24 protein-coding genes are annotated in these 21,213 nt (G+C 72.8%); 7 read left to right on the plus strand and 17 right to left on the minus strand.

Translation table 11 applies throughout. The annotated features are described in order from the left end of the window. Positions 1 to 175: 175 nt before the first annotated feature. From EV383_RS27055 to EV383_RS27100, 10 genes are all read right to left on the minus strand, one after another. Positions 176 to 388 carry a helix-turn-helix domain-containing protein gene (locus EV383_RS27055; protein WP_130292536.1) on the minus strand — a complete coding sequence of 71 codons (213 nt, stop codon included), beginning with the start codon at positions 386 to 388 and terminating at the stop codon, positions 176 to 178. A 177-nt stretch (positions 389 to 565) separates the two neighbouring features. Next, the gene (gene proC / locus EV383_RS27060) at positions 566 to 1,372 is read right to left on the minus strand and encodes a pyrroline-5-carboxylate reductase (protein WP_130292537.1); all 807 of its coding nucleotides are present in this window, start codon (positions 1,370 to 1,372) and stop codon (positions 566 to 568) included. A gap of 41 nt (positions 1,373 to 1,413) precedes the next feature. Then, the gene (locus EV383_RS27065) at positions 1,414 to 2,244 is read right to left on the minus strand and encodes a thioesterase family protein (RefSeq protein WP_130292538.1); all 831 of its coding nucleotides are present in this window, start codon (positions 2,242 to 2,244) and stop codon (positions 1,414 to 1,416) included. A gap of 60 nt (positions 2,245 to 2,304) precedes the next feature. Beyond that, the gene (locus tag EV383_RS27070; RefSeq protein WP_242623333.1) at positions 2,305 to 3,144 is read right to left on the minus strand and encodes a sugar phosphate isomerase/epimerase family protein; all 840 of its coding nucleotides are present in this window, start codon (positions 3,142 to 3,144) and stop codon (positions 2,305 to 2,307) included. Between the two features lie 32 nt (positions 3,145 to 3,176). Next, positions 3,177 to 4,685 carry a hypothetical protein gene (locus tag EV383_RS27075; protein ID WP_130292540.1) on the minus strand — a complete coding sequence of 503 codons (1,509 nt, stop codon included), beginning with the start codon at positions 4,683 to 4,685 and terminating at the stop codon, positions 3,177 to 3,179. Continuing rightward, positions 4,682 to 5,710: a Ppx/GppA family phosphatase gene (locus EV383_RS27080; protein WP_130292541.1), complete on the minus strand. Its 1,029-nt coding sequence runs from the start codon at positions 5,708 to 5,710 to the stop codon at positions 4,682 to 4,684. Before EV383_RS27080 ends, EV383_RS27075 begins: the two co-directional genes overlap by 4 nt. A 68-nt stretch (positions 5,711 to 5,778) precedes the next feature. Then, positions 5,779 to 6,468 (minus strand): response regulator transcription factor, encoded by a 690-nt coding sequence (locus EV383_RS27085; protein ID WP_130292542.1) that lies wholly within the window; start codon positions 6,466 to 6,468, stop codon positions 5,779 to 5,781. Between the two features lies 1 nt (position 6,469). Further along, positions 6,470 to 7,702, minus strand: coding sequence for a sensor histidine kinase (locus EV383_RS27090; RefSeq protein WP_242623334.1), 1,233 nt, complete (start codon positions 7,700 to 7,702; stop codon positions 6,470 to 6,472). 132 nt (positions 7,703 to 7,834) lie between these two features. Continuing rightward, on the minus strand, positions 7,835 to 8,569 hold the full coding sequence (locus EV383_RS27095) for a phosphoglyceromutase (protein ID WP_165438515.1): 735 nt from the start codon (positions 8,567 to 8,569) through the stop codon (positions 7,835 to 7,837). Positions 8,570 to 8,586: 17 nt separating this feature from the next. Continuing rightward, a complete protein-coding gene (locus EV383_RS27100; protein WP_130292543.1) occupies positions 8,587 to 9,054 on the minus strand; it encodes a MarR family winged helix-turn-helix transcriptional regulator in 468 nt (155 codons plus the stop codon). A gap of 87 nt (positions 9,055 to 9,141) precedes the next feature. Here EV383_RS27100 and EV383_RS27105 point away from each other — a divergent pair, with 87 nt between their 5' ends. After that, a complete protein-coding gene (locus EV383_RS27105; protein WP_130292544.1) occupies positions 9,142 to 9,645 on the plus strand; it encodes a VOC family protein in 504 nt (167 codons plus the stop codon). A gap of 8 nt (positions 9,646 to 9,653) precedes the next feature. Here the strand turns inward: EV383_RS27105 and EV383_RS27110 are convergent, their stop codons facing one another. Beyond that, positions 9,654 to 10,412 carry a GntR family transcriptional regulator gene (locus EV383_RS27110; protein ID WP_130292545.1) on the minus strand — a complete coding sequence of 253 codons (759 nt, stop codon included), beginning with the start codon at positions 10,410 to 10,412 and terminating at the stop codon, positions 9,654 to 9,656. Between the two features lie 61 nt (positions 10,413 to 10,473). After that, positions 10,474 to 11,913 carry an amino acid permease gene (locus EV383_RS27115; RefSeq protein WP_130292546.1) on the minus strand — a complete coding sequence of 480 codons (1,440 nt, stop codon included), beginning with the start codon at positions 11,911 to 11,913 and terminating at the stop codon, positions 10,474 to 10,476. Between the two features lie 182 nt (positions 11,914 to 12,095). Here EV383_RS27115 and EV383_RS27120 point away from each other — a divergent pair, with 182 nt between their 5' ends. After that, complete coding sequence (locus EV383_RS27120; RefSeq protein WP_130292547.1) at positions 12,096 to 12,734, plus strand: TenA family protein; 639 nt, start codon at positions 12,096 to 12,098, stop codon at positions 12,732 to 12,734. Positions 12,735 to 12,740: 6 nt separating this feature from the next. Here the strand turns inward: EV383_RS27120 and EV383_RS27125 are convergent, their stop codons facing one another. Both EV383_RS27125 and EV383_RS27130 read right to left on the minus strand, forming a co-directional pair. Beyond that, positions 12,741 to 13,166 (minus strand): hotdog family protein, encoded by a 426-nt coding sequence (locus EV383_RS27125; RefSeq protein WP_130292548.1) that lies wholly within the window; start codon positions 13,164 to 13,166, stop codon positions 12,741 to 12,743. 41 nt (positions 13,167 to 13,207) lie between these two features. Continuing rightward, on the minus strand, positions 13,208 to 13,930 hold the full coding sequence (locus EV383_RS27130) for a DUF899 domain-containing protein (RefSeq protein ID WP_130292549.1): 723 nt from the start codon (positions 13,928 to 13,930) through the stop codon (positions 13,208 to 13,210). 85 nt (positions 13,931 to 14,015) lie between these two features. Between EV383_RS27130 and EV383_RS27135 the strand changes: the two genes are divergently transcribed. Beyond that, positions 14,016 to 14,972 carry an FAD-dependent oxidoreductase gene (locus EV383_RS27135; RefSeq protein WP_130292550.1) on the plus strand — a complete coding sequence of 319 codons (957 nt, stop codon included), beginning with the start codon at positions 14,016 to 14,018 and terminating at the stop codon, positions 14,970 to 14,972. Positions 14,973 to 14,999: 27 nt separating this feature from the next. Here the strand turns inward: EV383_RS27135 and budC are convergent, their stop codons facing one another. Beyond that, entirely contained in the window at positions 15,000 to 15,773 is a 774-nt protein-coding gene (gene budC, locus EV383_RS27140) for a meso-2,3-butanediol dehydrogenase (protein ID WP_130292551.1), read from the minus strand. 61 nt (positions 15,774 to 15,834) lie between these two features. On the opposite strand from budC, the gene cutA reads away from it, so the two are divergent. Genes cutA through EV383_RS27160 form a run of 4 tightly spaced genes read left to right on the plus strand, consistent with a single transcriptional unit; the run spans position 15,835 to position 19,424 of the window. After that, complete coding sequence (gene cutA, locus EV383_RS27145; RefSeq protein WP_130292552.1) at positions 15,835 to 16,155, plus strand: divalent-cation tolerance protein CutA; 321 nt, start codon at positions 15,835 to 15,837, stop codon at positions 16,153 to 16,155. 40 nt (positions 16,156 to 16,195) lie between these two features. After that, positions 16,196 to 16,645 carry a helix-turn-helix transcriptional regulator gene (locus EV383_RS27150; RefSeq protein WP_130292553.1) on the plus strand — a complete coding sequence of 150 codons (450 nt, stop codon included), beginning with the start codon at positions 16,196 to 16,198 and terminating at the stop codon, positions 16,643 to 16,645. Between the two features lie 5 nt (positions 16,646 to 16,650). Continuing rightward, on the plus strand, positions 16,651 to 17,061 hold the full coding sequence (locus EV383_RS27155) for a VOC family protein (RefSeq protein WP_130292554.1): 411 nt from the start codon (positions 16,651 to 16,653) through the stop codon (positions 17,059 to 17,061). A gap of 11 nt (positions 17,062 to 17,072) precedes the next feature. Continuing rightward, positions 17,073 to 19,424 carry an ATP-binding cassette domain-containing protein gene (locus EV383_RS27160; protein WP_130292555.1) on the plus strand — a complete coding sequence of 784 codons (2,352 nt, stop codon included), beginning with the start codon at positions 17,073 to 17,075 and terminating at the stop codon, positions 19,422 to 19,424. A 3-nt stretch (positions 19,425 to 19,427) separates the two neighbouring features. Here the strand turns inward: EV383_RS27160 and EV383_RS27165 are convergent, their stop codons facing one another. After that, entirely contained in the window at positions 19,428 to 19,631 is a 204-nt protein-coding gene (locus EV383_RS27165) for a hypothetical protein (protein WP_130292556.1), read from the minus strand. Positions 19,632 to 19,636: 5 nt separating this feature from the next. Then, positions 19,637 to 21,208: an AMP-binding protein gene (locus tag EV383_RS27170; RefSeq protein WP_130292557.1), complete on the minus strand. Its 1,572-nt coding sequence runs from the start codon at positions 21,206 to 21,208 to the stop codon at positions 19,637 to 19,639. Between the last annotated feature and the right edge of the window lie 5 nt (positions 21,209 to 21,213).

Here is a 21,213-nt window from a genome sequence, read left to right on the forward strand (position 1 = left end):
TTCTACGTTTCGTCCTGAGGTCTTCGCACGACCCTGCACACCGGGGTGGCCGAAGGGCCGGCAACGTCCACGTGCAACACGCGGACGCCCGCGACCGGCGAGGGTCGACAGCCGAACCATCACTCTACCGGTCGTCGCGGACGAACCGCCGGGTGGCCCAGGCTAGGGCGCTCGCTCAGCCGGCGTCGAAGTAGGCGTTGCGGAGGTAGTCCTCCACGGCGCGCTGCGGGACCCGGAAGGAGCGGCCGACCCGGGCCGCGGGCAGCTCGCCGGAGTGCACGAGCCGGTACACGGTCATCTTGGACACGCGCATCATCGACGCCACCTCGGCCACGGTCAGGAACTGGACCTGGCTGGGACGTAACGCCTCGGGACGCTCGGCTGCCATCCGAACACCACCTTCTCCTCGTCGCACCGCGACCGCCGGAGTTCGCTCCGTCGCAACGCGATGTTCTGGACGAGAGTACCGGGACGGATGTGACGATCGGCATCCAGTGGGGCCATCCGTTCGAGTCACGGCGTCGCGCGTCAGAGTGACGATGAGTCGCTCTTTCCGGCGAACGGGTCAACGCACGGCGCGGCCGAGATCCACCGACCGATCGTGCGCGGCCACGATCGCGTCCATCCACGCGGACCGGACGCCGTGGCGTTCGAGCTCGCGCAGGGCCGCCGCGGTCGTCCCGGCCGGCGAGGTCACGTTCTCCCGCAGCACGCCCGGGTGCTCGCCGGACTCGCGCAGCATCCGGGCCGCGCCCAGCGCCGTCTGCACGGTGAGCTCGGTCGCCGCGGGGCGCGCCAGACCCAGCGCCACCCCGGCCTCGATCATCGCCTCGGCGACGAGGAAGAAGTAGGCGGGCCCCGAGCCCGAGATCGCGGTCGCGGCGTCCTGCTGCGACTCCGGCACCCGCAGCGTGGCGCCGACGGTCGCCAGCATCGACTCCACCGTGTCCAGGTGCGCGTCGGTGGCGTGGCGGCCCGGGGAGATCGCGCACATCGCGGCGCCGAGCAGCATCGGGGTGTTCGGCATGACGCGCACGACGGGCGTCCCGTCCGGCAGCCCGCCCTCGAACAGCGAGGTCGGCAGCCCCGCGCACAGCGAGACCACGAGCGCGCCGGGCTCGAGCGACGCGGCGACGTCGGTCAGCAGCGGAGCGATGTCCTGCGGCTTCACCGCGACGACGACGGTGCCGGCGCCCGCGACGGCCTCGGCGAGCGGCGCCGCGGCGATCCCGAGCCTGTCCGACAGCTCCGCGGCCCGTTCCGGGTAGCGCTCGCTGAACACCAGCCCGTCCGCCCCGTGCCCGGCCGCGAGCAACCCGCTCAGCAGCGCCTCACCGATCCGCCCGCCACCCAGTACCGCGATACGTGTCATGGCCGGATCGTAGGACCGGAGCCGATCGGCCCTGGGGCAGGTCAGTCCCGGGGCAGGGGGGCCAGTGCGATCTGGCGGGCCTGGCACACCAGGCGCCCGGACGAGTCGACGACGGAGAGGTCCTCGTCGAACCACGTCCCGACGACCGCCTCCGACCGCGAGTCCACACGCAGCCAGCCCGGCGCCGGGTGTCCGCGCAGCAGCGCGGTGAGCTGCACCGTGGGCGCCCAGCCCGGGCTGCCACCGAGGTTGAAGACCGTCGGCGGCAGGATGTCGCCGGCCAGCAGCGCGAACAGGACGTCGGGGTCCTCGCCGTGCGGGCGCACCCATCCGCTCATCACCGGCGGGCCGGTCTCGCCGCGGGCGAACGCGTTGGCCTCCGGCGGGTAGCGCAGCTCGCAGGCCGAGGACAGGCCCTTCGCGGGGCGGTCCGGCGGGTTCGGGTCCACCGCGTCCGGTGTCGGCTCGGCCGGGCGGGTGGACTCCTCGGCCCAGCGCGGGGCGTCGGTCGGGAGCACCCCGGCGGTGACCGTGCCGTGCAGCATCAGCCTGTCGCCCTGCACCAGGCGCACCGCGCAGGACGACACCGTGCGACCGATCTTGAGCGGCTCGGTGACGAGCTCGACCGGACCCAGGTCGGGTGCGCGCAGGAAGTCCGCGGAGACCGCCAGCGGGTCCAGTTCGGTGCCGGTCTCGGCGGCCAGGCGGGACAGCGCGGCGCGGGCCAGCAGCACCAGCAGCAGCCCGCCGTGGGCCTTCGGGCCGACGGCCCAGACGTCGTCGAGCTCGGCGCGGTAGCGGCCCCCGCCGAGGTCGGCGAGCACGTGGGCGTCGGAGAACGGACGGCCCGTGCGGACCGATGGGGCACTCATGGGGGACAGACCTATCACCCGGACGCGGTCACCGACCACGCCGGGACCGTGTGACGTCCGTCAGGACCGGCCGGCGGGCTCGGGCACCTGCGGCGTCGGCCGGTACGTGGCCGTCGGCGCCAGGTGCAGGCGGGCGAAGAGCAGCGACTCCGCGAGCAGCCCGGTCCGTTCCAGGCGGGTGCGGCAGCGGCGGGTGCTGACCTCCAGCACGACGACGCCGCCGGCGCCGGCGAACACGCCGTCGGCCAGGGTCTGGCACACCTCGGCGCAGGGCTGGGTGCCGCGGCCGGGCACCAGGTGCTCGTCCTTCGGGCGGCCGGAGCCGTCGGTGAGGTGCAGGTGGGTCAGCCGGTCGCCCATCCGCCGCATCATCGCCAGCGCGTCCGAGCCGGCGGCGGCGGTGTGCGAGAGGTCGAGGGTGTAGTTGCGGTGCCCGACCTCGGTCGGGTCGTAGCCGGGCGCGTAGGGCACGGTACTGATCGCGCCCCGGGTCACCGGGAACATGTTCTCCACCGGCAGCGCGACGCCCTGGTACTCCCCCGCGCGGGCCACCTCGTCGGCGAACGCGGAGGCGTAGCGGCGCTGCCAGCGGAACGGCGGGTGCATCACGACCGTCCGGGCGCCGAGCTTGTCGGCGGCGTCGACGGAGCGGCGGATCCGCTCCACCGGGTCCGCGCCCCAGACCCGCTGGGTCACGGCCAGGCACGGCGCGTGGATCGCCAGCACCGGCACGCCGTAGCGATGGGACAGGCGGTCGACGGCCCGGACGTCCTGGCTGACCGGGTCGGTCCAGACCATCAGCTCGACACCGTCGTAGCCCAGCTCCGCGGCGATGGCGAAGCCCGCCTCGACGCCCTCCGGGTAGACCGATGCGGTGGACAGCGCGACCGGAACACTCACATGACGTGCAGTCGCCCCCCGGTCGCTCATCGTTACCGGTCCAGGAGCACGAGTATCGCCGGGGACACCGTCAGCAGCAGTCCGACCAGCACGGCGAACATCGTCGTCTTCAGGTCGTCGTTGCGCAACAGCGCCCGCACCCCGAGCACGAGGCCCACGGTGAGCACCACGGCCAGGGCCAGCGCGACCACCGGCAGCGAGAACCACAGGTACCGGAAGCCCACCCAGACCCCGGCGCCCACGACGGCGCCGCCGATCCACTGGGCGATGACCATCGCCCACGCCTGGCCGGTCCCGGCCGCCCGCTCCGGCGGCACGTCGTCGACGTCCGGCCCGGCGTCGGCACGGTCGGCCTCCGCGGCCGCGGTCCGGCGGCCGAGGAGCCCCCGCTTGCGGCGCGGCGGCTCGTCCTCGTCGTCGGTCAGACCGGCGGCGCGCTCGCCGTGGTCCTCGTAGTCGTCGTCGAGGTCGTCGAGGTCGGCCGGGCCGAACCCGGCCTCGGTGGGGGGACCGCCGTCGGACGGCACCGGTGCGCGACGGCCGCGCGGACGGACGTCGTCGGCCTCGCCCTCCGGGCAGTCGGTCCACTCGCCGTCGACGTCGTCGTGCAGCGGCGGGCCGCCGAGCTGCGTGGGCGGGCCGCCGTCGTCGTCCAGCACCGGGGCGCCGTACTGCGTCGGCGGGCAGCCGTCGGCGTCGGCGCCGCGCGGCGGACGGGTGTCGAACGCGCCGGTGGGGCCGTCACCGGTCTCGTCGAAGCGCGCGATCTGCTCGGTCCGGCCACCGCCGCGGACCGGCGGCCCGGGCGGCGGTACCGGCTCGCCGCGGTACGGCGGGGCGGGCGGCGGGGCCTGCGGTGCGAGGGCCTGCGGTGCAACTGATTGCGGCGCGAGGGCCTGCGGTGCAACTGACTGCGGCGCGAGGGCCTGCGGTGCAACTGACTGCGGCGCGAGGGCCTGCGGGGGCGGCGGGGGTGCCGGGCGGTCGGGGTAGGGCTCGGGGCGCGGGGGCGGACCGGCCGGGGCGCCGCGCGGAGCGGGCGGCCGGAAGGCCTCGCGGTCGGGGGCACCGGTGTCGTAGCCGCCGTCCTGACCGCCGCGGCCGTACCCGGCCGGCGCGGGGGCGCCGCGGTCGGACCCGGTGGCCCCGTACCCGTTCGCGTCGCGGCCGTGGGGCCCGTGCCCGTTGGCACCGTTGGAGCCGTACCCGTCGGGGCCGTGACCGCCGTTGGATCCGTAGCCGTTCGAGGCGTAACCGTTGGGCTCGTAACCGCTCGGCTCGAAGGCGGACGGCCGCGGTGCGCCGTTACCGGCACCACGGGGAGGGGCGCCGTAGGGCACCGGCTCCCGGCTCGGCGGCGGCTCGGGCAGCCGGGGCGGGGACGCGACGCGCCCGGCGTCCACCGGCGCGTCGACGAAGCCGGCGTCCGGCTCGTCGTCGACCGCACGCCGGCGCCGGCGGCGGCCGGTCTGCGCGCCGTTGTTCTCGGCGAGCAGCTCCGCGACCGTGCGCTGACGGGGCTCTCCGCTGTCCACACTCATCCCGACCACCGTGCCCTGTGCGTCGCCGAGGGTCCAAGTCCGGTCCCGGATTCCTGCGCCGAGCGGTCGGCCCTCGTCGGTCTCGATCCCCGCTCGGCCCCGTCGAGCTGGTCGAACCGGCGGAGGATCACTCCCTCGCGCAGCGCCCACGGGCAGATGTCCAGCTCGGACACCCCGAGCGCGCTCATCGCGGACTGCGCGACGACGGCACCGGCCACCAGCTGGTGCGCCCGGCTCGGGCTCACGCCCTCCAGCTCGGCGAGGTCGCCACTGGACATCCGGCTGATGAACGCCGTCAGCTGCCGCAGCCCGACCGCGGACAGGGTCCGCGGCGCGCGCGGCCCCTCGCTGGACGGGGCGGCGCCGGCCAGGCGGGCCAGCGAACGGAACGTCTTCGACGTGCCGACGGCGCGGTCCGGGTCCCCGGCGATCCGCAGCCGCCCGGCGACCGGGGCGAGGTCGGCGTCCACCTTCGCCCGCAGGCGGTCGATCTCGGCGCGGCTCGGCGGGTCGCCCGTGAACCACTCCCGGGTCAGCCGCCCGGCGCCCAGCGGCAGCGACGCCGCCTCCTCGGGCATCTCGTCGCGCCCGACCGCCATCTCCAGCGAGCCGCCGCCGATGTCGAGGGCCAGCAGACGCCCCGCGGACCAGCCGAACCAGCGGCGGACGGCGAGGAAGGTGTAGCGCGCCTCGTCCTCGCCGTGCAGCACCTCGAGCGAGACCCCGGTCTCGTCGTGCACCTTGGCCAGGACCTCGGCGGAGTTGGTGGCGTCGCGCAGCGCGGAGGTGGCGAACGCCATCAGGTCGTCGCAGCCGGCGGCGCGGGCGGAGTCGCGCGCCTTGTGCACGCTCTCGACCAGCGCCCGGACGCCGCCCTTGGTCAGGGCCCCCCGGGAGTCCAGGTTCTCGGCCAGGCGCAGCTGGTCCTTGTCCGAGGACATCGGCTTGGGGTGAGCGCCGCTGTGGGCGTCCACCATGAGCAGGTGGACGGTGTTGGATCCGACGTCGAGCACGGCCAGGCGCACCACGACAGGTTACCGACCCGTTATCGGGGAGTCCCGGAGGTGCCCGTCACTCTCCGCCCACCGATCCGCTACACGTCGAACTTGTAACCCAGTCCCCGCACCGTGACCAGGTGCTGCGGAGTGGACGGGTCGTGCTCCACCTTGGACCGCAGACGCTTCACGTGGACGTCGAGGGTCTTGGTGTCGCCGACGTAGTCGGCACCCCACACGCGGTCGATCAGCTGGGCCCGGGTGAGCACCCGCCCGACGTTGCGCAGCAGGTACTCCAGCAGGTCGAACTCCTTGAGCGGGAGTGCGACCTCGCTGCCCCCGACGGAGACGACGTGGCGCTCGACGTCCATCCGGACCGGGCCGGCCTCCAGGATCCCGGAGCCGCTGTCGGTCTCGGTGGTGCCCTCGCCGCCGCGGCGCAGCACCGCCCGCACCCGGGCGATCAGCTCGCGCGCCGAGTACGGCTTGGTCACGTAGTCGTCGGCGCCGAGCTCGAGCCCGACCACCTTGTCGATCTCGCTGTCGCGCGCCGTCACCATGATCACCGGGACGGCGGAGCGGGAGCGCAGCGCCTTGCAGACGTCGGTGCCGCTCATCCCGGGCAGCATCAGGTCGAGCAGCACGATGTCGGCGCCGTTGCGGTCGAACTCGGACAGCGCGTCGTTGCCGTTCGCCGCGACGGCGGTGGTGAACCCCTCCTTGCGCAGCATGAACGCGATCGGGTCGGCGAAGGACTCCTCGTCCTCCACGATCAGAACCCTGGTCATCTCATCCTCCAGCTGGAAGTGCGGAACGCGTGGTGGGTGCGCTGTCGCCCCGGTCGGACACGCCGAGGCGGGCCGGCAGCCGCATGGTGAACGTCGAGCCGGTGCCCGGGCTGCTCCACAGCCGGACCTCTCCCCCGTGGTTGGCGCACACGTGCTTGACGATCGCGAGGCCGAGCCCGGTGCCCCCGGTGGCCCGGGAACGGGCGGGGTCGACCCGGAAGAACCGCTCGAACACCCGCTGCTGGTGCTCGGCGGCGATGCCGATCCCCCGGTCGGTGACCGCGATCTCCACCGAGCCGTCCACCGCGCGCCGGGTCACCGACACCGACGAGTCCGCGGACGAGTAGGCGATCGCGTTCTCGACCAGGTTGGTCAGGGCCGTGACCAGCAGCGTCCGGTCCCCGTCGACGACCAGGCCGGACGCCGGATCGGCGGTGATCTCGACCGCGCCGGACTCCGCGGAGCTGCGACTGCGCGCGAGCGCCTCGGCCACGACGTCGTCGACCTCGACGGCGGCCAGCTCGGGCAGCCGCTCGGCGCCGGTCAGGCGGGAGAGCGCGATCAGCTCGGTGACCAGGTTCCCCAGCCGGTTGGCCTCGCGCAGGATCTTGTCGCCGAACCGGCGGACCTCGACGGCGTCGTCGGCCGACTCCTCGGCCGGCTCCAGCCCGTCGAGGGTGTCGAGCAGCGCCTCGGCGAGCAGTGCGATCGCCCCGACCGGGGTCTTGAGCTCGTGCGAGACGTTCGCGACGAAGTCGCGCCGGGTCGCCTCCAGCCGCGAGACCTCCGAGGTGTCCACGGCCTCGACGAGGGTGAACCCGTCACCCAGCGCCCGGACCCTGGCCTGCACCGCGACCGGCCCGCGCGGCGAACGCTCGAGCGGGGACAGGTCGACCTCCATCCGGGACCCACCGGCCAGCACCCGCTGGCAGGCGGCCCAGGCCCGGGGGTCGAGCCGGACGTCGTCGACGACGACGCGCAGCGCGTCGGCCCGCGGGTTGTGCGCCACCACGTCACCGTTGCCGGCGATCACCGCCAGGCCGGAGCCGGACTGGCGGAACGTGCGGTGCAGGAGGTCGGCGAGCGCGGGGGCCGCCCGGTCGGCCGGATGCCCCCGGTCCCGGCGGCGGGCCGACGGGGAGGGGGAGCTGCCGAGTGCGCGATGCGCCACGGCACCGGCCAGGAGGCCGAGACCGAGCGCGACGGCCGCGATCAGCCACGCAAGCGTGGTCACGGCCGCATAGTAGGCATCACCGGCACCGCGGACACAGGCGTCGACCCCGGATGGTGACCCGCCCGACGCTCTGACGAGCCAGTATTCGGCGCCCGTTCACCCGCGGTTCAGCCTCGGGGTCGCGCAGCGCGACTACCGACCCTGGTTCGCCACTCCGGCGATGGCCTCCTGCGCCGCGTCCGGGTCGAGATAGCGACCACCCGGGGTCGAGGGCATGAACTCGGAGTTCAGGTCGTAGACGAGCGGGATGCCGGTCGGGATGTTCAGCCCGGCGATGTCGGCGTCGGAGATGCCGTCGAGGTACTTCACGAGGGCGCGCAGCGAGTTGCCGTGCGCGGCGAGCAGCACGGTCCTCCCGGCGCGCAGGTCCGGCACCACCGACTCGTGCCAGTAGGGCAGGAACCGGTCGACGACGTCGGCCAGGCACTCGGTCAGCGGCGCGTCGATCCCGGCGTAGCGCGGGTCGGCGTCCTGGGAGAACTCGGTGCCCTTCTCGATCTCCGGCGGCGGCGTGTCGTAGGACCGGCGCCAGAGCATGAACTGCTCCTCGCCGTAGGTCTCCAGGGTCTGCTTCTTGTCCTTGCCCTGCAGCGCGCCGTAGTGCCGTTCGTTGAGACGCCAGTCGCGCACGACCGGGATCCAGTGCCGGTCCGCCGCGTCGAGCGCGAGGTTCGCGGTGGCGATCGCGCGGCGCAGCAGCGAGGTGTGCACGACGTCGGGGAGCACGCCGCTCTCGGCCAGCAGCTCGCCGCCGCGGCGGGCCTCGCCCTCGCCCTTCTCGGACAGCGGGACGTCCACCCAGCCGGTGAACAGGTTCTCCGCGTTCCAGACGCTCTGGCCGTGTCGCAGCAGTACGAGAGTCGACATGCGCGACAGCCTGCCAGCTAGCCCGTCTGCCCGTCCGGCAGCTGTGACAGGACCGCCCCCAGGATGTCCCGCAGCTGGCCCACCTGCTCGCTGCTCAGCGCGTCGAACAGGTGGGTCCGCACGGCGCGGACGTGTGCGGGTGCCGCGGCGACGAGCGCGGCGTGCCCGGTGTCGGTGAGCTGGGCCAGGGTGCTGCGACGGTCGTCGGCACAGGGACGGCGCAGCACCCAGGACTGCAGCTCCAGCCGTTTGACCGCGTGCGAGATCCGGCTCTGCGAGCTCTGGGTGATCTCGGCCAGGTCGGTCATCCGCAGCGTGCGCTGCGGAGCCTCGGAGAGCATGGCCAGGATCTGGTAGTAGGCCAGCGGCATCCCGGCGTCGCGCTGCATCTGCCGGTCCAGGGCGCCGTCGAGCCGGGCGGTGGTGGCGAGCAGCGTCATCCAGGCGTGCCGTTCCCGCCCGTCGAGCCACCGCACGTCGTCCATCACGCCACCGTACTTGAACTCTCATGTTTTCACGCGTACCGTATCGATTGAGAGTTCAACCAGTTGTCCCGACCGAGGAGACCCCCCGTGCCCGTCCAGCGCCTCAACCACGCCGTCCTCTACGTCCGCGACCTGGACCGCAGCCTGGCCTTCTACACCGAGGCGCTGGGCTTCCGGCAGGTCGCCGGGATCCCCGGCAAGGCCGCGTTCCTGCAGGCCGAGGGCTCCTCAAACGACCACGACCTGGGCCTGTTCGCGGTCGGTGCGGACGCGGTGTCGTCGGCCGCCGGGCGCGGCTCGGTCGGGCTCTACCACCTGGCGTGGGAGGTCGACACGCTCGCCGAGCTGGCCCGGATCTCCGACGTGCTCACCGCCCGCGGGGCGCTGGTCGGCGCCTCCGACCACGGGTCGACCAAGGCGCTCTACGCCCAGGACCCGGACGGTCTGGAGTTCGAGGTGAGCTGGCTGGTGCCGGCCGCGCAGCTGGACGACGACCACGAGATGCGCATCGCCCGGCTCGACCTGCCGGCCGAGATCGCGCGCTACGGCGCGCAGACCCGCGGCGGCGTCGGGGTGTCCGTCCCGGCCTGAGCCGGCGGCTACTCCGCCAGGTCGACCCGGTAGCCGGCGCTGTCGGAGAACTGCGCGGTGACGGTGAACCGGTCGCCGCGCACGAGCGTGTGCCGCCACTCCACGGCGCGGCCCTCGGCCATCCCGCAGCGCTCGATCACCAGCGCCGCGACGCCCTCGTCGATCCCGAGCAGATGCCGCTCGCCCTCGGCCGGCACGACGGCCCGGATGTTCTCGCGGCCGCCGGTGACCCGGATCCCGCAGCGGCGGCGGTACTCGTCGTAGAGGCCGGTGTGGCTGAAGTCGACGTCGAGCAGCGGCGCGGCGAGCTCCTCGGGCAGCCACACCCGGTCCACGGCCAGCGGCTCGGCGTCGGCCAGGCGCAGCCGTTCCAGGTGCACCAGCGGCGTCGACTCCTCCAGGCCCAGCCGCGCGGCGATCACTCCGTCGGCGCGCACGTCGAACTGGCGCACGACGCTGCGCTGCGTCCGCCCGGTCGCCTCGACGGCCCGGTAGAGGCTGTAGGGGGCGCTGAGCGGCTGCTCGATCGCGGTCGGCTCGGCGCGCCGGGCGACCCGCCCGCGGGTGGCGACGACGGCGCCGTCGTCGCGCATCCGCCGCAGCGCCTCGCGCACGGTGTGCCGGCTGACCTCGTACTCCGCGGCCAGGGCGAACTCGCTGGGCAGGGCGGCGTCGAAGTCACCGCCGTCGAGGCGCTCGCGCAGGTCGGTCAGAAGCTGCTGCCACAGCGGCTGTCCGTTCCCACGGACCAGAGTCCGCCCGCCCATGTCCGCCCCCTCGCACCGTCCGTGTCGCGTGACCAGGGTAAACGGCGGGTGACGGGAGCCCTCAGCGCGGCCCGGACCGGCCCGCGCGCACCACGGCCCCCTTCTGCCGCCGGGTGACGACGATCGAGACGACCACCACCACGAGCGCGATCAGCGCCGTCATCGCGAGGTTGAACCGGGAGTCCGAGTCGGGCGCGACGGCCATGTAGACGAGCACGAGCGGGATCACCACCACGACCGCCCAGGTCAGGTACGGGTAGCCCCACATCCGGACCGGCATCGCCGTGCCGTCGCGTTCGAGCAGGCGGCGCATCCGCAGCTGCGACACCGCGATCACCAGGTAGACCAGCAGCGCGACCGCACCGGACGTGGCCAGCAGCGCGGCGAAGACCTCCTCCGGGAACGCGTAGTTCGCGATCACGGTGACGAACCCGATCGCCGTCGACGCGAGCACCGCGACCCGCGGGACCCCGCCACCGGTCGTCCGGGTCACCGCGGGCGGCGCCTGCCCGCGCTTGCCGAGGGAGAACAGCATCCGCGACGCCGTATAGAGCGCCGAGTTCAGGCAGCTCGCCACCGCGACCAGCACCACGACGTCGACGATGATCTTCGCGCCCGGGACCCCGAGCACCTCGAGCGCGGCCTGGTAGGAGCCGTTCTCCGGCAGCCGCGGGTCGTTCCACGGCACGATCGCGACGACCAGCAGGATCGACGCCAGATAGAAGATCGAGATCCGCCAGATCACCGAGCGGGTGGCCTTGCCGATCCGCTCGGCCGGGTTCGCCGACTCGGCCGCGGCGATCGTCACGATCTCGGTGCCCATGAAGCTGAACATCGTGACCAGCACCGCGGCGATCACCGCGCCGAACCCGTTGGGCAGGAAACCGCCCACCTCGACGAGCCGGGACAGGCCGCTCACGTCGCCGTCCGCCCCGGGCAGCAGGCCGAGCACGGCGAGTGCGCCGAACACGATGAAGGCGATGATCGCGACGACCTTGAGCAGGGCGAACCAGAACTCGAACTCGCCGTAGTTGGCCACGTTGAACAGGTTCGTCGCGGTCAGCAACGCGGTGATGATCAGCGCCCACGTCCACTGCGGGACGGATGTGACCAGCGAGTTGAGGATCGTCGCCGCGGCGGTGGCCTCGACCGGGATCACCAGCACCCAGAACCACCAATAGAGCCAGCCGACGGTGAACCCGGCCCACGGCCCGATCGAGCGGTCGGCGTAGGTGGAGAACGACCCCGAGTCCGGCTGCGCCGCCGCCATCTCCCCGAGCATCCGCATCACGAGCACGACCAGTGCCCCGGCGAACAGGTACGACAGCAACACCGCCGGGCCCGCCGTCGAGATCGCGGTGCCGGAGCCGACGAACAACCCGGCCCCGATCACCCCCGCGATGCTGATCATCGTGACATGCCGGTCGCGCAGTCCCGCCTGCAGCTCGGTCCCCGCGCCGGTGTCCGTCCCGGTTCTCGGGCCGCTCTCGGTGTCCGCCATGTCCCCGCCCCCGGTTCGTGCCGTGTCGCCCCGCTATGTCGCCCCGCCGTGTCACCCTGCAACGCTCGGGCGCCGCGTCATCGTGACCCCCGCGTCCCGCCCGCGCCAGGGGCCGTCCGGGTCCCACGACATCTCGGAACGGGCCGGAAACACCGGCGGAACCCGGGACCTAGCCTGGGCACATGTCGTTCAGTGCGCAGCTGCGTGAGGCCACGGCCCCGGCCTGGGACGCCGCCGTCGGGCACCGGTTCGTCGACGAGCTGTGGTCCGGCTCGGTGCCGCGGGAGGTCCTGACCCGGTACCTGGTGCAGGACCACCAGTTCGTCGACGCGTTCACGGCCCTGATGGGCGCCGCCGTCGCGGGGGCGGACCGGGCGGAGCCGCGGGTGCGGCTGGCCCGGCAGCTCGGCCTGGTCGCGGGTCCGGAGAACGACTTCTTCGACCGCTCGCTGACCGCCCTCGGCGTCCCGGACGGCGACCGCACCGCGCCCGAGCTGCTGGCCCCGACGATCGGGTTCCGGGACCTGATGGACGAGTCCCGGGTCGCGGGCTACCCGGAGGCGCTGGCCGTGCTGCTCGTCGCCGAGTGGCTCTACCTGGACTGGGCCACCCGCCCCGGTGCCGACGTCCCGGCCGATCCCATCCACACCGAGTGGATCGACCTGCACCGCGGGCCGGACTTCGAGTCCTGGGTGGCGTTCCTGCGGGCCGAGTTCGACCGGGCCGGCGAGGAGCTGAGCCCGCCGCGCCGCGAGGAGGTGGCGGCGATGTTCGTGCGCGCCGTCGACCTGGAGCTGGCGTTCTTCGACGCCGCCTACTGAGACGGTTCAGCGCAGGGTGACCACGGACTTCACGATGTTCGCCCGGGCCAGCACCGTGGCCTCGCAGGTGGCGACGACCGTGGTGAACGCCAGCCGCCCGGTACGACGGTCGACCGAGCCGCGGAACTCGACCCGCTGCCCGGTCCGCGCCGCCGCGGCCAGGGTCGTCGACGTCGAGGCCGTGACGGCGTGCTCGGTCGGCGCGAGGTGCGGCAGCGTCGCGAGCAGTGCCGCCAGCTCGAGCCCGACGGCCAGCGCCCCGGCGTGGGTGCCGCCCGCGCCGTTGTCGGCCAGCTCGCCGACGACGAACGCGGCGCCGGTCTGCGGCTCGGTAGCGTCGATCAGCTCGATGCCGAGCTCGCGTTGCAGCGGGACCCGCAGGGCCTGGGCGGCGCGGGCGGCGAGGTCGTCACCGGAGAGGAGTGCGGTCATGGCCGCCACCCTGGCATCCCGGGGTGACGACCGTCCGACCGTCAGGAGAAGTCCGGGACCGCTCCGTGCTTCGACCGGCCCTTCGGCTCCTCCCAGTCCTCCTGGCGCCCGAGCGCGGTGAGGTCGAGGAAGTAGTAGGAGCCACCGGTGGACTCCGCACCGCGGGCGTACTGGGAGTACGTGTGGAACACCCGGTCGCCGTCGCGCAGGAAGCAGCTCATCCCCGGCAGCTCCATCGACTCCCCCTCCGGGATCTCGATCCCGAGCTCGGCCGCCGACCGGTAGTTGTACTCGGCCGGCGCCACCGACGGGTCGAGCGTCACGTGGAAGTCGTAGTTGAAGTCGCTGCCGTGCGAGGAGTACCAGGGGAACGACCAGCCCTTCTCCGCCCGGTACTTCTCGATCTTCTCGATCGGTGCGCGGGAGACGTGGACCAGGTGCGTGTCGCGGGCGTGCAGGTGCTCGACCAGGCCGTCCGAGTGCTCGTCCGCGCCGGCGGTGCAGCTGCTGCAGCCCCTCTCCCAGGCCGGGTCGAACATGAAGTGCCCGACCATCAGCTGCCGGTAGCCGCCGAAGGCCTCGAGCAGCGACAGCGGCCCGTCCGGGCCGGTCAGCACGTAGTCCTTCGTGATCTCGACCATCGGCAGCCGGCGGCGGTCGGCGTTGAGCGCGTCGCGGGCGCGGGTCAGCTCCTTCTCCCGGGCCAGCAGGGCCACCCGGGCCTCCTGCCACTCCTCGCGGGACACCACGTCGGGAAGGGTCATCGGTCTCACTCCTTGCGTTGCGGTACTGCGTCCACCGGTTCCGACCGGCTCGGTGGCGCAAACTCATCGCTGAGACGATGGCGGGGTGCCGGAACGTCGTGACGCCGTCGTGGTGGGAGCGGGGATCGCGGGCCTGAGCTGCGCACTCCGGCTGATCGGCAGGGGCTGGACGGTCCGTGTCCTCACCGACCGGCCGCCCGCGGAGTCGACCTCCCACCTGGCCGCCGCGGTGTGGTTCCCGACCCGGGCCGGACCCCGGGACAAGGTCCTCGACTGGGGCCGCCGCACGTTCACCGAGCTGGCCGCGCAGGCCCGCGCCGGCGTCCCGGGCGTGGTGATGCGCGAGAGCCTGACCCTCTACCGGGAGCCGCCGCCGGAGCAGTGGTGGGCCGACGCCGTCGGCGAGGTCCGGCCCGCCCGCGCCGACGAGCTCCCCGCCGGCTACCCCTACGGCCTGCGGTTCGCCGTGCCGCTGGTGGAGATGCCGGTGCACCTGCCCTGGCTCGTCGACGAGGTGCGACGCCGCGGGGGCGCCCTCGAGCAACGGCGGGTGGAGTCCCTGGCCGACGCCGGCCGCGACGCCGACCTGGTCGTGAACTGCTCCGGCCTGGGTGCCCGCACGCTGGTCGGCGACACGAGCGTCGTCCCGGTGCGCGGCCAGATCGTGCGCGTCGCCCACCCCGGACTGACCCTGTCGGTGCGCGACGAGCAGCACCCCGGCGGGCGCGCCTACGTCCACCCCCGCGCCCACGACGCGATCCTCGGCGGCACCCTCGACGAGGGCGAGTGGGACGCCACCCCGGACCCGGCGACCGGCGCGGCGATAGTCGAGCGCTGCATCGACATCGTCCCGGAGCTGCGCGGGGCCGAGGTCCTCGAGCACGTCGCGGGCCTGCGCCCGGCCCGACCGACCGTGCGCCTGGAGGCCGAACCGGCCGGCGCCGACACACCTCGCGTGATCCACGACTACGGCCACGGCGGCTCCGGGATCACCCTGTCCTGGGGCTGCGCCGACGACGTCGCGGAGCTAGCGGAAACCTGAGCGGGGCGGTTCAGCTGAACCGCCCCCTCACATCCGCGGCTGACCGTTGGAGGCGCTCAGACCGCCGTCGACGGGCAGGTTCACGCCGGTGACGAAACGCGCGTCGTGGCTGCTCAGGAACGCGATGACGTCCGCGATCTCCTCCGGCCGGGCGCCGCGGCCCATCGGGATCCGGTCGGCGAAGCGGGCCATCAAGTCCTCGTCGTCGGTCATCCCGGCCGTCATGTCGGTCATCGTCAGCGAGGGGCTGACCGCGTTCACCCGGACCCCGTCCGGGGCGTGGTCCATCGCCATCGCCTTCGTCATGTTCACCACGGCGCCCTTGGCGGCGTTGTAGGCGACGTTGTTCCAGTCGCCCCCGATGCCCGAGACCGACGCGACGTTGACGATGCTGCCGCCCGTCTCGGACAGGTGCGGCACCGCGGCGCGGCAGCCGAAGAACACGCCGTCGACGTCGATGCGCATCACCAGCGACCAGTTCTCGGTGTCGGTCTCGGTGACCTTCCCGGGCCGGGCGACGGCGGCGTTGTTCACCAGTGTGTCGAGACGTCCGAACTCGGCGACGACGGAGTCGAACAACTCCCCGACGGCCTTCTCGTCGGACGAGTCGACGATCCGGACGTGCATGCGCCCGGCATCGTCCCCGGCCTCGGCGACGACGGTCTTGAGCTTGTCCTCGGTGCGTCCGGTCAGCACGACGGTCGCCCCGTCGGCGGCGAGGCGGCGGGCGGTGGCGGCGCCGATCCCGGAGCCCGCCCCGGTGACGACGGCGACGGTGCCCTGACGCGATGCGGAAGTCATGTCGTCGGGTTACCCGGCAGCCCGCGTCCGCAACGTGAGGTCACCCTCGTACCGTCGTGGCATGTCTGCCGAGCACCTCGTCGTCACCTCGACCACCGACAGCGAGAAGTCCGCCCTCGCCCTCGCGGCCGGAGCGGTCGAGGCGAAGCTGGGAGCCTGCGCGCAGGTCGTCGGGCCGGTGACCAGCGTGTTCCGCTGGGAAGGCGAGGTCCAGACCGAGCCGGAGTGGCGGGTGGAGATCAAGACCGCCGCGGACCGGCTCACGGAGCTGACCGAGCACCTGCGCCGTCACCACACCTACGACCTGCCCGAGATCATCGCCACGCCGATCGAGGGCGGCAGCGCCGAGTACCTGACGTGGCTGGTCGACGAGACACGGTGAGGTGACCCCACCGGCGCCCTGACGTGGCACGATCTCCCGCGTGACCGGCCGACCCGACGAGGCGCAGCGCCTGCACGACCTCGCGCGGCTGCGTCGCGTCCGGGACCGGATCGACCGCGAGTACGCCCAGCCCCTCGACGTCGAGGCGCTGGCCCGCGGCGCGCACATGTCGGCCGGGCACCTGAGCCGCGAGTTCCGGCGTGCCTACGGCGAGTCGCCGTACTCGTACCTGATGACGCGGCGCATCGAGCGGGCGATGGCGTTGCTGCGGCGCGGCGACCTGAGCGTCACCGAGGTCTGCTTCGCGGTCGGGTCCTCGTCGCTGGGCACGTTCAGCGCCCGGTTCAGCGAGCTGGTCGGGATGTCGCCGAGCGCCTACCGGGCCGAGAACGCCCCGGCCACCGCGGAGACGCCGTCGTGCATCACCCGGCAGGTCCGGCGACCGGTCAGGAATCGAGAAGCACCGGCTCGCGCGCCGCACCTAGCGTGACCTCCATGAACATCGACATCCACTACGCCTTCCTCCCGCAGACCGATCCCGATGCGGCCCTGGCCTTCTACCGCGACACCCTCGGCTTCGAGGTCCGCAACGACGTCGGGTACGACGGCATGCGCTGGATCACGGTCGGTCCCCCGGGCGGTTCCGGCACGGCGGTCGTGCTGCACCCGCCGGCCGTCGACCCCGGCATCACCGACGACGAGCGCCGCACCGTGCTCGAGCTGATCGCCAAGGGCAGCTACGGCGCGCTCACCCTGGCCACCGACGACCTCGACGGCCTGTTCGAGAAGCTGCAGGCCGGCGACGCCGACGTCGTCCAGGAACCGGCCGAGCAGTTCTACGGCGTCCGCGACTGTGCCTTCCGCGACCCCACCGGCAACCTGATCCGCATCAACGAAGTTCGCTGAAGGGGGCGACGATGCACGACGCCGACAGCCACGACCTGATCCGCGTGCACGGCGCGCGCGTGAACAACCTCAAGGACGTGCACGTCGAGATCCCGAAGCGACGGCTGACGGTGTTCACCGGCGTCTCCGGCTCCGGCAAGAGCTCGCTGGTATTCCACACGATCGCCGCCGAGTCCCAGCGGATGATCAACGAGACCTACAGCGCGTTCGTGCAGGGGTTCATGCCGACGCTGGCCCGCCCCGACGTCGACGTCCTGGACGGCCTGACCACCGCGATCATCGTCGACCAGCAGCGGATGGGCGCCGACCCGCGTTCCACCGTCGGCACCGCCACCGACGCCAACGCGATGCTGCGCATCCTGTTCAGCCGTCTCGGGGAGCCCCACATCGGCTCGCCGCAGGCGTTCTCGTTCAACGTCGCCTCGATCAGCGGCGCGGGCGCGGTCACCCTGGAGAAGGGCGGCAAGACCGTCAAGGAGAAGCGGACCTTCTCCATCACCGGCGGGATGTGCCCGCGCTGCGAGGGCCGGGGAGCGGTCAACGACTTCGACCTGACCGCCCTCTACGACGACGCCAAGTCGCTCAACGAGGGCGCGCTCACGGTTCCCGGCTACAGCATGGAGGGCTGGTACGGCCGCATCTACCGCGGCTGCGGCTTCCTCGACCCGGACAAGCCGATCCGCGACTACTCCGCGAAGGAGCTCGACGACCTGCTGTACAAGGAGCCGACCCGGCTCAAGGTCGACGGGACGAACCTGACCTACGTGGGCCTGATCCCGCAGATCCAGAAGTCGTACCTGTCCAAGGACGTCGAGGCGATGCAGCCGCACATCCGGGCCTTCGTGGAGCGGGTCGTCACGTTCACCACCTGCCCCGAGTGCGGCGGCACGCGCCTGTCCGAGGCGGCCCGGTCGTCGAGGATCGGCGGGATCCACATCGGCGACGCCTGCGCGATGCAGATCAGCGACCTGGCCGCCTGGGTGCGGGATCTCGACGAGCCGTCGGTGGGCCCGTTGCTCACCACGCTGCGCCACACGCTCGACTCGTTCGTCGAGATCGGGCTCGGCTACCTCTCGCTGGACCGTCCGTCGGGCACGCTGTCCGGCGGCGAGGCCCAGCGCACCAAGATGATCCGTCACCTCGGCTCGTCGCTCACCGACGTCACCTACGTCTTCGACGAGCCCACGATCGGCCTGCACCCGCACGACATCGCGCGGATGAACGAGCTGCTGCTGGCATTGCGCGACAAGGGCAACACCGTGCTCGTCGTCGAGCACAAGCCGGAGGCGATCGCGATCGCCGACCGCGTCGTCGACATCGGACCGGGCGCCGGCAGCGCGGGCGGCCAGGTCGTCTTCGAGGGCACCGTCGACGGGCTGCGCGCCGCCGACACGCTCACCGGGCACCACCTCGACGACCGCGCCCACCTCAAGGAGTCGGTGCGGACGTCGTCGGGCGCGATCGAGGTGCGCGACGCCACGAGCCACAACCTGACCGGGGTCGACGTCGACATCCCGCTCGGCGTGCTCGTCGTCGTCACCGGGGTGGCGGGCTCGGGCAAGAGCTCTCTGATCCACGGCTCGGTCGCCGGCCGCGACGGCGTCGTCGCGATCGACCAGGGCGCGATCCGCGGGTCGCGCCGGAGCAACCCGGCCACCTACACCGGGCTGCTGGAGCCGATCCGCAAGGCGTTCGCGAAGGTCAACGGTGTGAAGCCGGCGCTGTTCAGCGCGAACTCCGAGGGCGCGTGCCCCAGCTGCAACGGCGCCGGGGTGATCTACACCGACCTGGCGATGATGGCCGGCGTCGCCACCACCTGCGAGCTGTGCGAGGGCAGGCGGTTCGACTCGGCCGTGCTGGAGTACCACCTGGGCGGCAAGGACATCAGCGAGGTGCTGGCGATGTCGGTCGCGCAGGCACTCGCCTTCTTCGGCGAGGGTGAGGCGAGGACGCCGGCCGCGCACAAGATTCTCGAACGGCTCACCGACGTCGGGCTCGGCTACCTCACGATCGGGCAGCCGCTCACCACGCTGTCCGGCGGAGAGCGCCAGCGGATCAAGCTGGCCACGCACATGGGCGAGAAGGGCGGCGTGCTCGTGCTCGACGAGCCGACGTCCGGCCTGCACCTCGCCGACGTCGAGAACCTGCTGGCGCTGCTCGACCGGCTCGTCGACTCCGGCAAGTCGGTGATTGTGATCGAGCACCACCAGGCCGTCATGGCCCACGCCGACTGGATCATCGACCTCGGTCCCGGTGCGGGCCACGACGGCGGCCGGATCGTCTTCGAGGGCACGCCGTCCGACCTCGTCGCCGACCGGACGACCCTGACCGGCCAGCACCTGGCGGCCTACGTCGGCGCCTGATCCCTACGCGCCGGGCGGCGACCACTCCAGATCGACGTCGAGGCGGCTCGGGCCGCCCGACGTCGTGCTGGTGGCGCTGCGGTGGACGGTCGCGCGCCCGTCGCGCAGGGCCTTCGCGGCCTCCTCGAGGAGCTGGGCGAGGTCGCCCCGGGCCTGCTCGTTGGAGGGCCAGGCCCAGGAGTCACCGGGCTGCTGTGGGGTGGACACAGGGATCAGGCGGTCTCTCGGGCGCGGAGGTCCTTGCGCAGGATCTTGCCCGCGGCGGACTTCGGGATCTGGTCGATGAACTCGACCACGCGGACCTTCTTGTGCGGCGCGACCTTCTCCGCGACGAACGTCATCACGTCGTCCTCGGTGAGGTCGGCGCCGGCGGCCTGCCTGACCACGTAGGCCTTCGGGATCTCCTCGCCGTCGGCGTCCTTGACCCCGATGACGGCCGCGTCGGCGATCTCGTCGTGGGTCAGCAGCAGGGCCTCCAGCTCGGCCGGCGGCACCTGGTAGCCCTTGTACTTGATCAGCTCCTTGACCCGGTCGACGATCGAGTAGACGCCCTCGTCGTCGACGACCGCGATGTCACCGGTGTGCAGGTAGCCGTCGGCGTCCTTGGTCGCGTCGGTGGCGTCGGAGTTGTTCAGGTAGCCGACCATCACGTTCGGGCCCTTGACCCACAGCTCGCCGCGCTCGCCGACCGGGACCTCCTGGCCGGACTCCGGGTCGACCAGCTTGCACTCGATGTTCGGCAGCGCGAAGCCCGAGGAGTTCAGGTCGAGGTCGCCGCGGTCGTCGGGCATGCAGTGGCTGACCGGGGACAGCTCGGTCATGCCGTAGCCCTGCAGGACCGTGCAGTCCAGTCGCTTGGCCACGGCCCGGCCGAGCTCGCCGTCGAGCGGGGCGGCGCCGGAGAAGATGGTCTTGACGCACGACAGGTCGACGTCGTCGATGCTGGGGTGCTTGGCCAGCGCGACCGCGACCGGCGGGGCGATGTAGAGCCGGTCGACCTGGTACTGCACGGTGATCCGCAGGAACTCGGCCAGGTCGAACTTGGCCATCGTGACGACGGTGGCCCGGGCGTGCAGGCCCTGGTTCATCATCACCGTCATGCCGTAGATGTGGAAGAACGGCAGGAAGGCCATGATCTTGGTCTGGGAGTTGACGTCGCCCATGACCTCGATCTGGAGCAGGTTCGCGACCAGGTTGCGGTGGGTGAGGATGACGCCCTTGGCCAGGCCGGTGGTGCCCGAGGAGTAGGGCAGCACCGCGGTGTCGGTCGACGTCGTCGTCAGCGCCGGCGGCTGCGCCGAGGTCGCGAGAAGGTCCGCGAGCGACTCGTGGCCGTCGGTGGCGTCGATCGTCAGGACCTGCGCGGCGTCGATGCCGGCCTGCTTCGCGCCGTCGAGGGCGCGGTCCAGGAACGGCGAGACGGTGATGACCATCTTCGCCCCGGAGTCCTCGAGCTGGTGCGCCAGCTCGCCGCCGGTGTACATCGAGTTCGCGCTGGTCACGATCGCGTTGGCGCGCAGGATGCCGTGGAACAGCGCGGCCCACTGCGGGGAGTTCGGACCGAACAGAGCGACGACGTCACCGGTCCCGATCCCGCGCTCGGCCAGGCCCGCGGCGATCTTCTCGATCATGCCGGCCAGCTCGGCGTAGGAGATCGACGTCCCGGACCCGCCGTCGAGCAGTGCCGGTGCGTCGGCCCGGTCGCCGAAGCCGTCGGCGAAGAGGAACTCGGTGAGCGAGACGTCGGGGATCTCGACGTCCGGGTACGGGCTGCGCATCGACATGCGCC

Source organism: Pseudonocardia sediminis (assembly GCF_004217185.1).
Lineage (GTDB): Bacteria > Actinomycetota > Actinomycetes > Mycobacteriales > Pseudonocardiaceae > Pseudonocardia > Pseudonocardia sediminis.

Excerpts from the sequence above, each read along its gene's own strand:
- EV383_RS27095 (WP_165438515.1), bottom strand. The coding sequence starts at position 8,569 with ATGTCGACTCTCGTACTGCTGCGACACGGCCAGAGCGTCTGGAACGCG.
- cutA (WP_130292552.1), top strand. The coding sequence starts at position 15,835 with ATGTCTGCCGAGCACCTCGTCGTCACCTCGACCACCGACAGCGAGAAG.
- budC (WP_130292551.1), bottom strand. The coding sequence starts at position 15,773 with ATGACTTCCGCATCGCGTCAGGGCACCGTCGCCGTCGTCACCGGGGCG.
- EV383_RS27115 (WP_130292546.1), bottom strand. The coding sequence starts at position 11,913 with ATGGCGGACACCGAGAGCGGCCCGAGAACCGGGACGGACACCGGCGCG.
- EV383_RS27100 (WP_130292543.1), bottom strand. The coding sequence starts at position 9,054 with ATGGACGACGTGCGGTGGCTCGACGGGCGGGAACGGCACGCCTGGATG.
- EV383_RS27120 (WP_130292547.1), top strand. The coding sequence starts at position 12,096 with ATGTCGTTCAGTGCGCAGCTGCGTGAGGCCACGGCCCCGGCCTGGGAC.
- EV383_RS27075 (WP_130292540.1), bottom strand. The coding sequence starts at position 4,685 with ATGAGTGTGGACAGCGGAGAGCCCCGTCAGCGCACGGTCGCGGAGCTG.
- proC (WP_130292537.1), bottom strand. The coding sequence starts at position 1,372 with ATGACACGTATCGCGGTACTGGGTGGCGGGCGGATCGGTGAGGCGCTG.
- EV383_RS27125 (WP_130292548.1), bottom strand. The coding sequence starts at position 13,166 with ATGACCGCACTCCTCTCCGGTGACGACCTCGCCGCCCGCGCCGCCCAG.
- EV383_RS27065 (WP_130292538.1), bottom strand. The coding sequence starts at position 2,244 with ATGAGTGCCCCATCGGTCCGCACGGGCCGTCCGTTCTCCGACGCCCAC.
- EV383_RS27155 (WP_130292554.1), top strand. The coding sequence starts at position 16,651 with ATGAACATCGACATCCACTACGCCTTCCTCCCGCAGACCGATCCCGAT.
- EV383_RS27160 (WP_130292555.1), top strand. The coding sequence starts at position 17,073 with ATGCACGACGCCGACAGCCACGACCTGATCCGCGTGCACGGCGCGCGC.
- EV383_RS27085 (WP_130292542.1), bottom strand. The coding sequence starts at position 6,468 with ATGACCAGGGTTCTGATCGTGGAGGACGAGGAGTCCTTCGCCGACCCG.
- EV383_RS27055 (WP_130292536.1), bottom strand. The coding sequence starts at position 388 with ATGGCAGCCGAGCGTCCCGAGGCGTTACGTCCCAGCCAGGTCCAGTTC.
- EV383_RS27110 (WP_130292545.1), bottom strand. The coding sequence starts at position 10,412 with ATGGGCGGGCGGACTCTGGTCCGTGGGAACGGACAGCCGCTGTGGCAG.
- EV383_RS27170 (WP_130292557.1), bottom strand. The coding sequence starts at position 21,208 with ATGTCGATGCGCAGCCCGTACCCGGACGTCGAGATCCCCGACGTCTCG.
- EV383_RS27130 (WP_130292549.1), bottom strand. The coding sequence starts at position 13,930 with ATGACCCTTCCCGACGTGGTGTCCCGCGAGGAGTGGCAGGAGGCCCGG.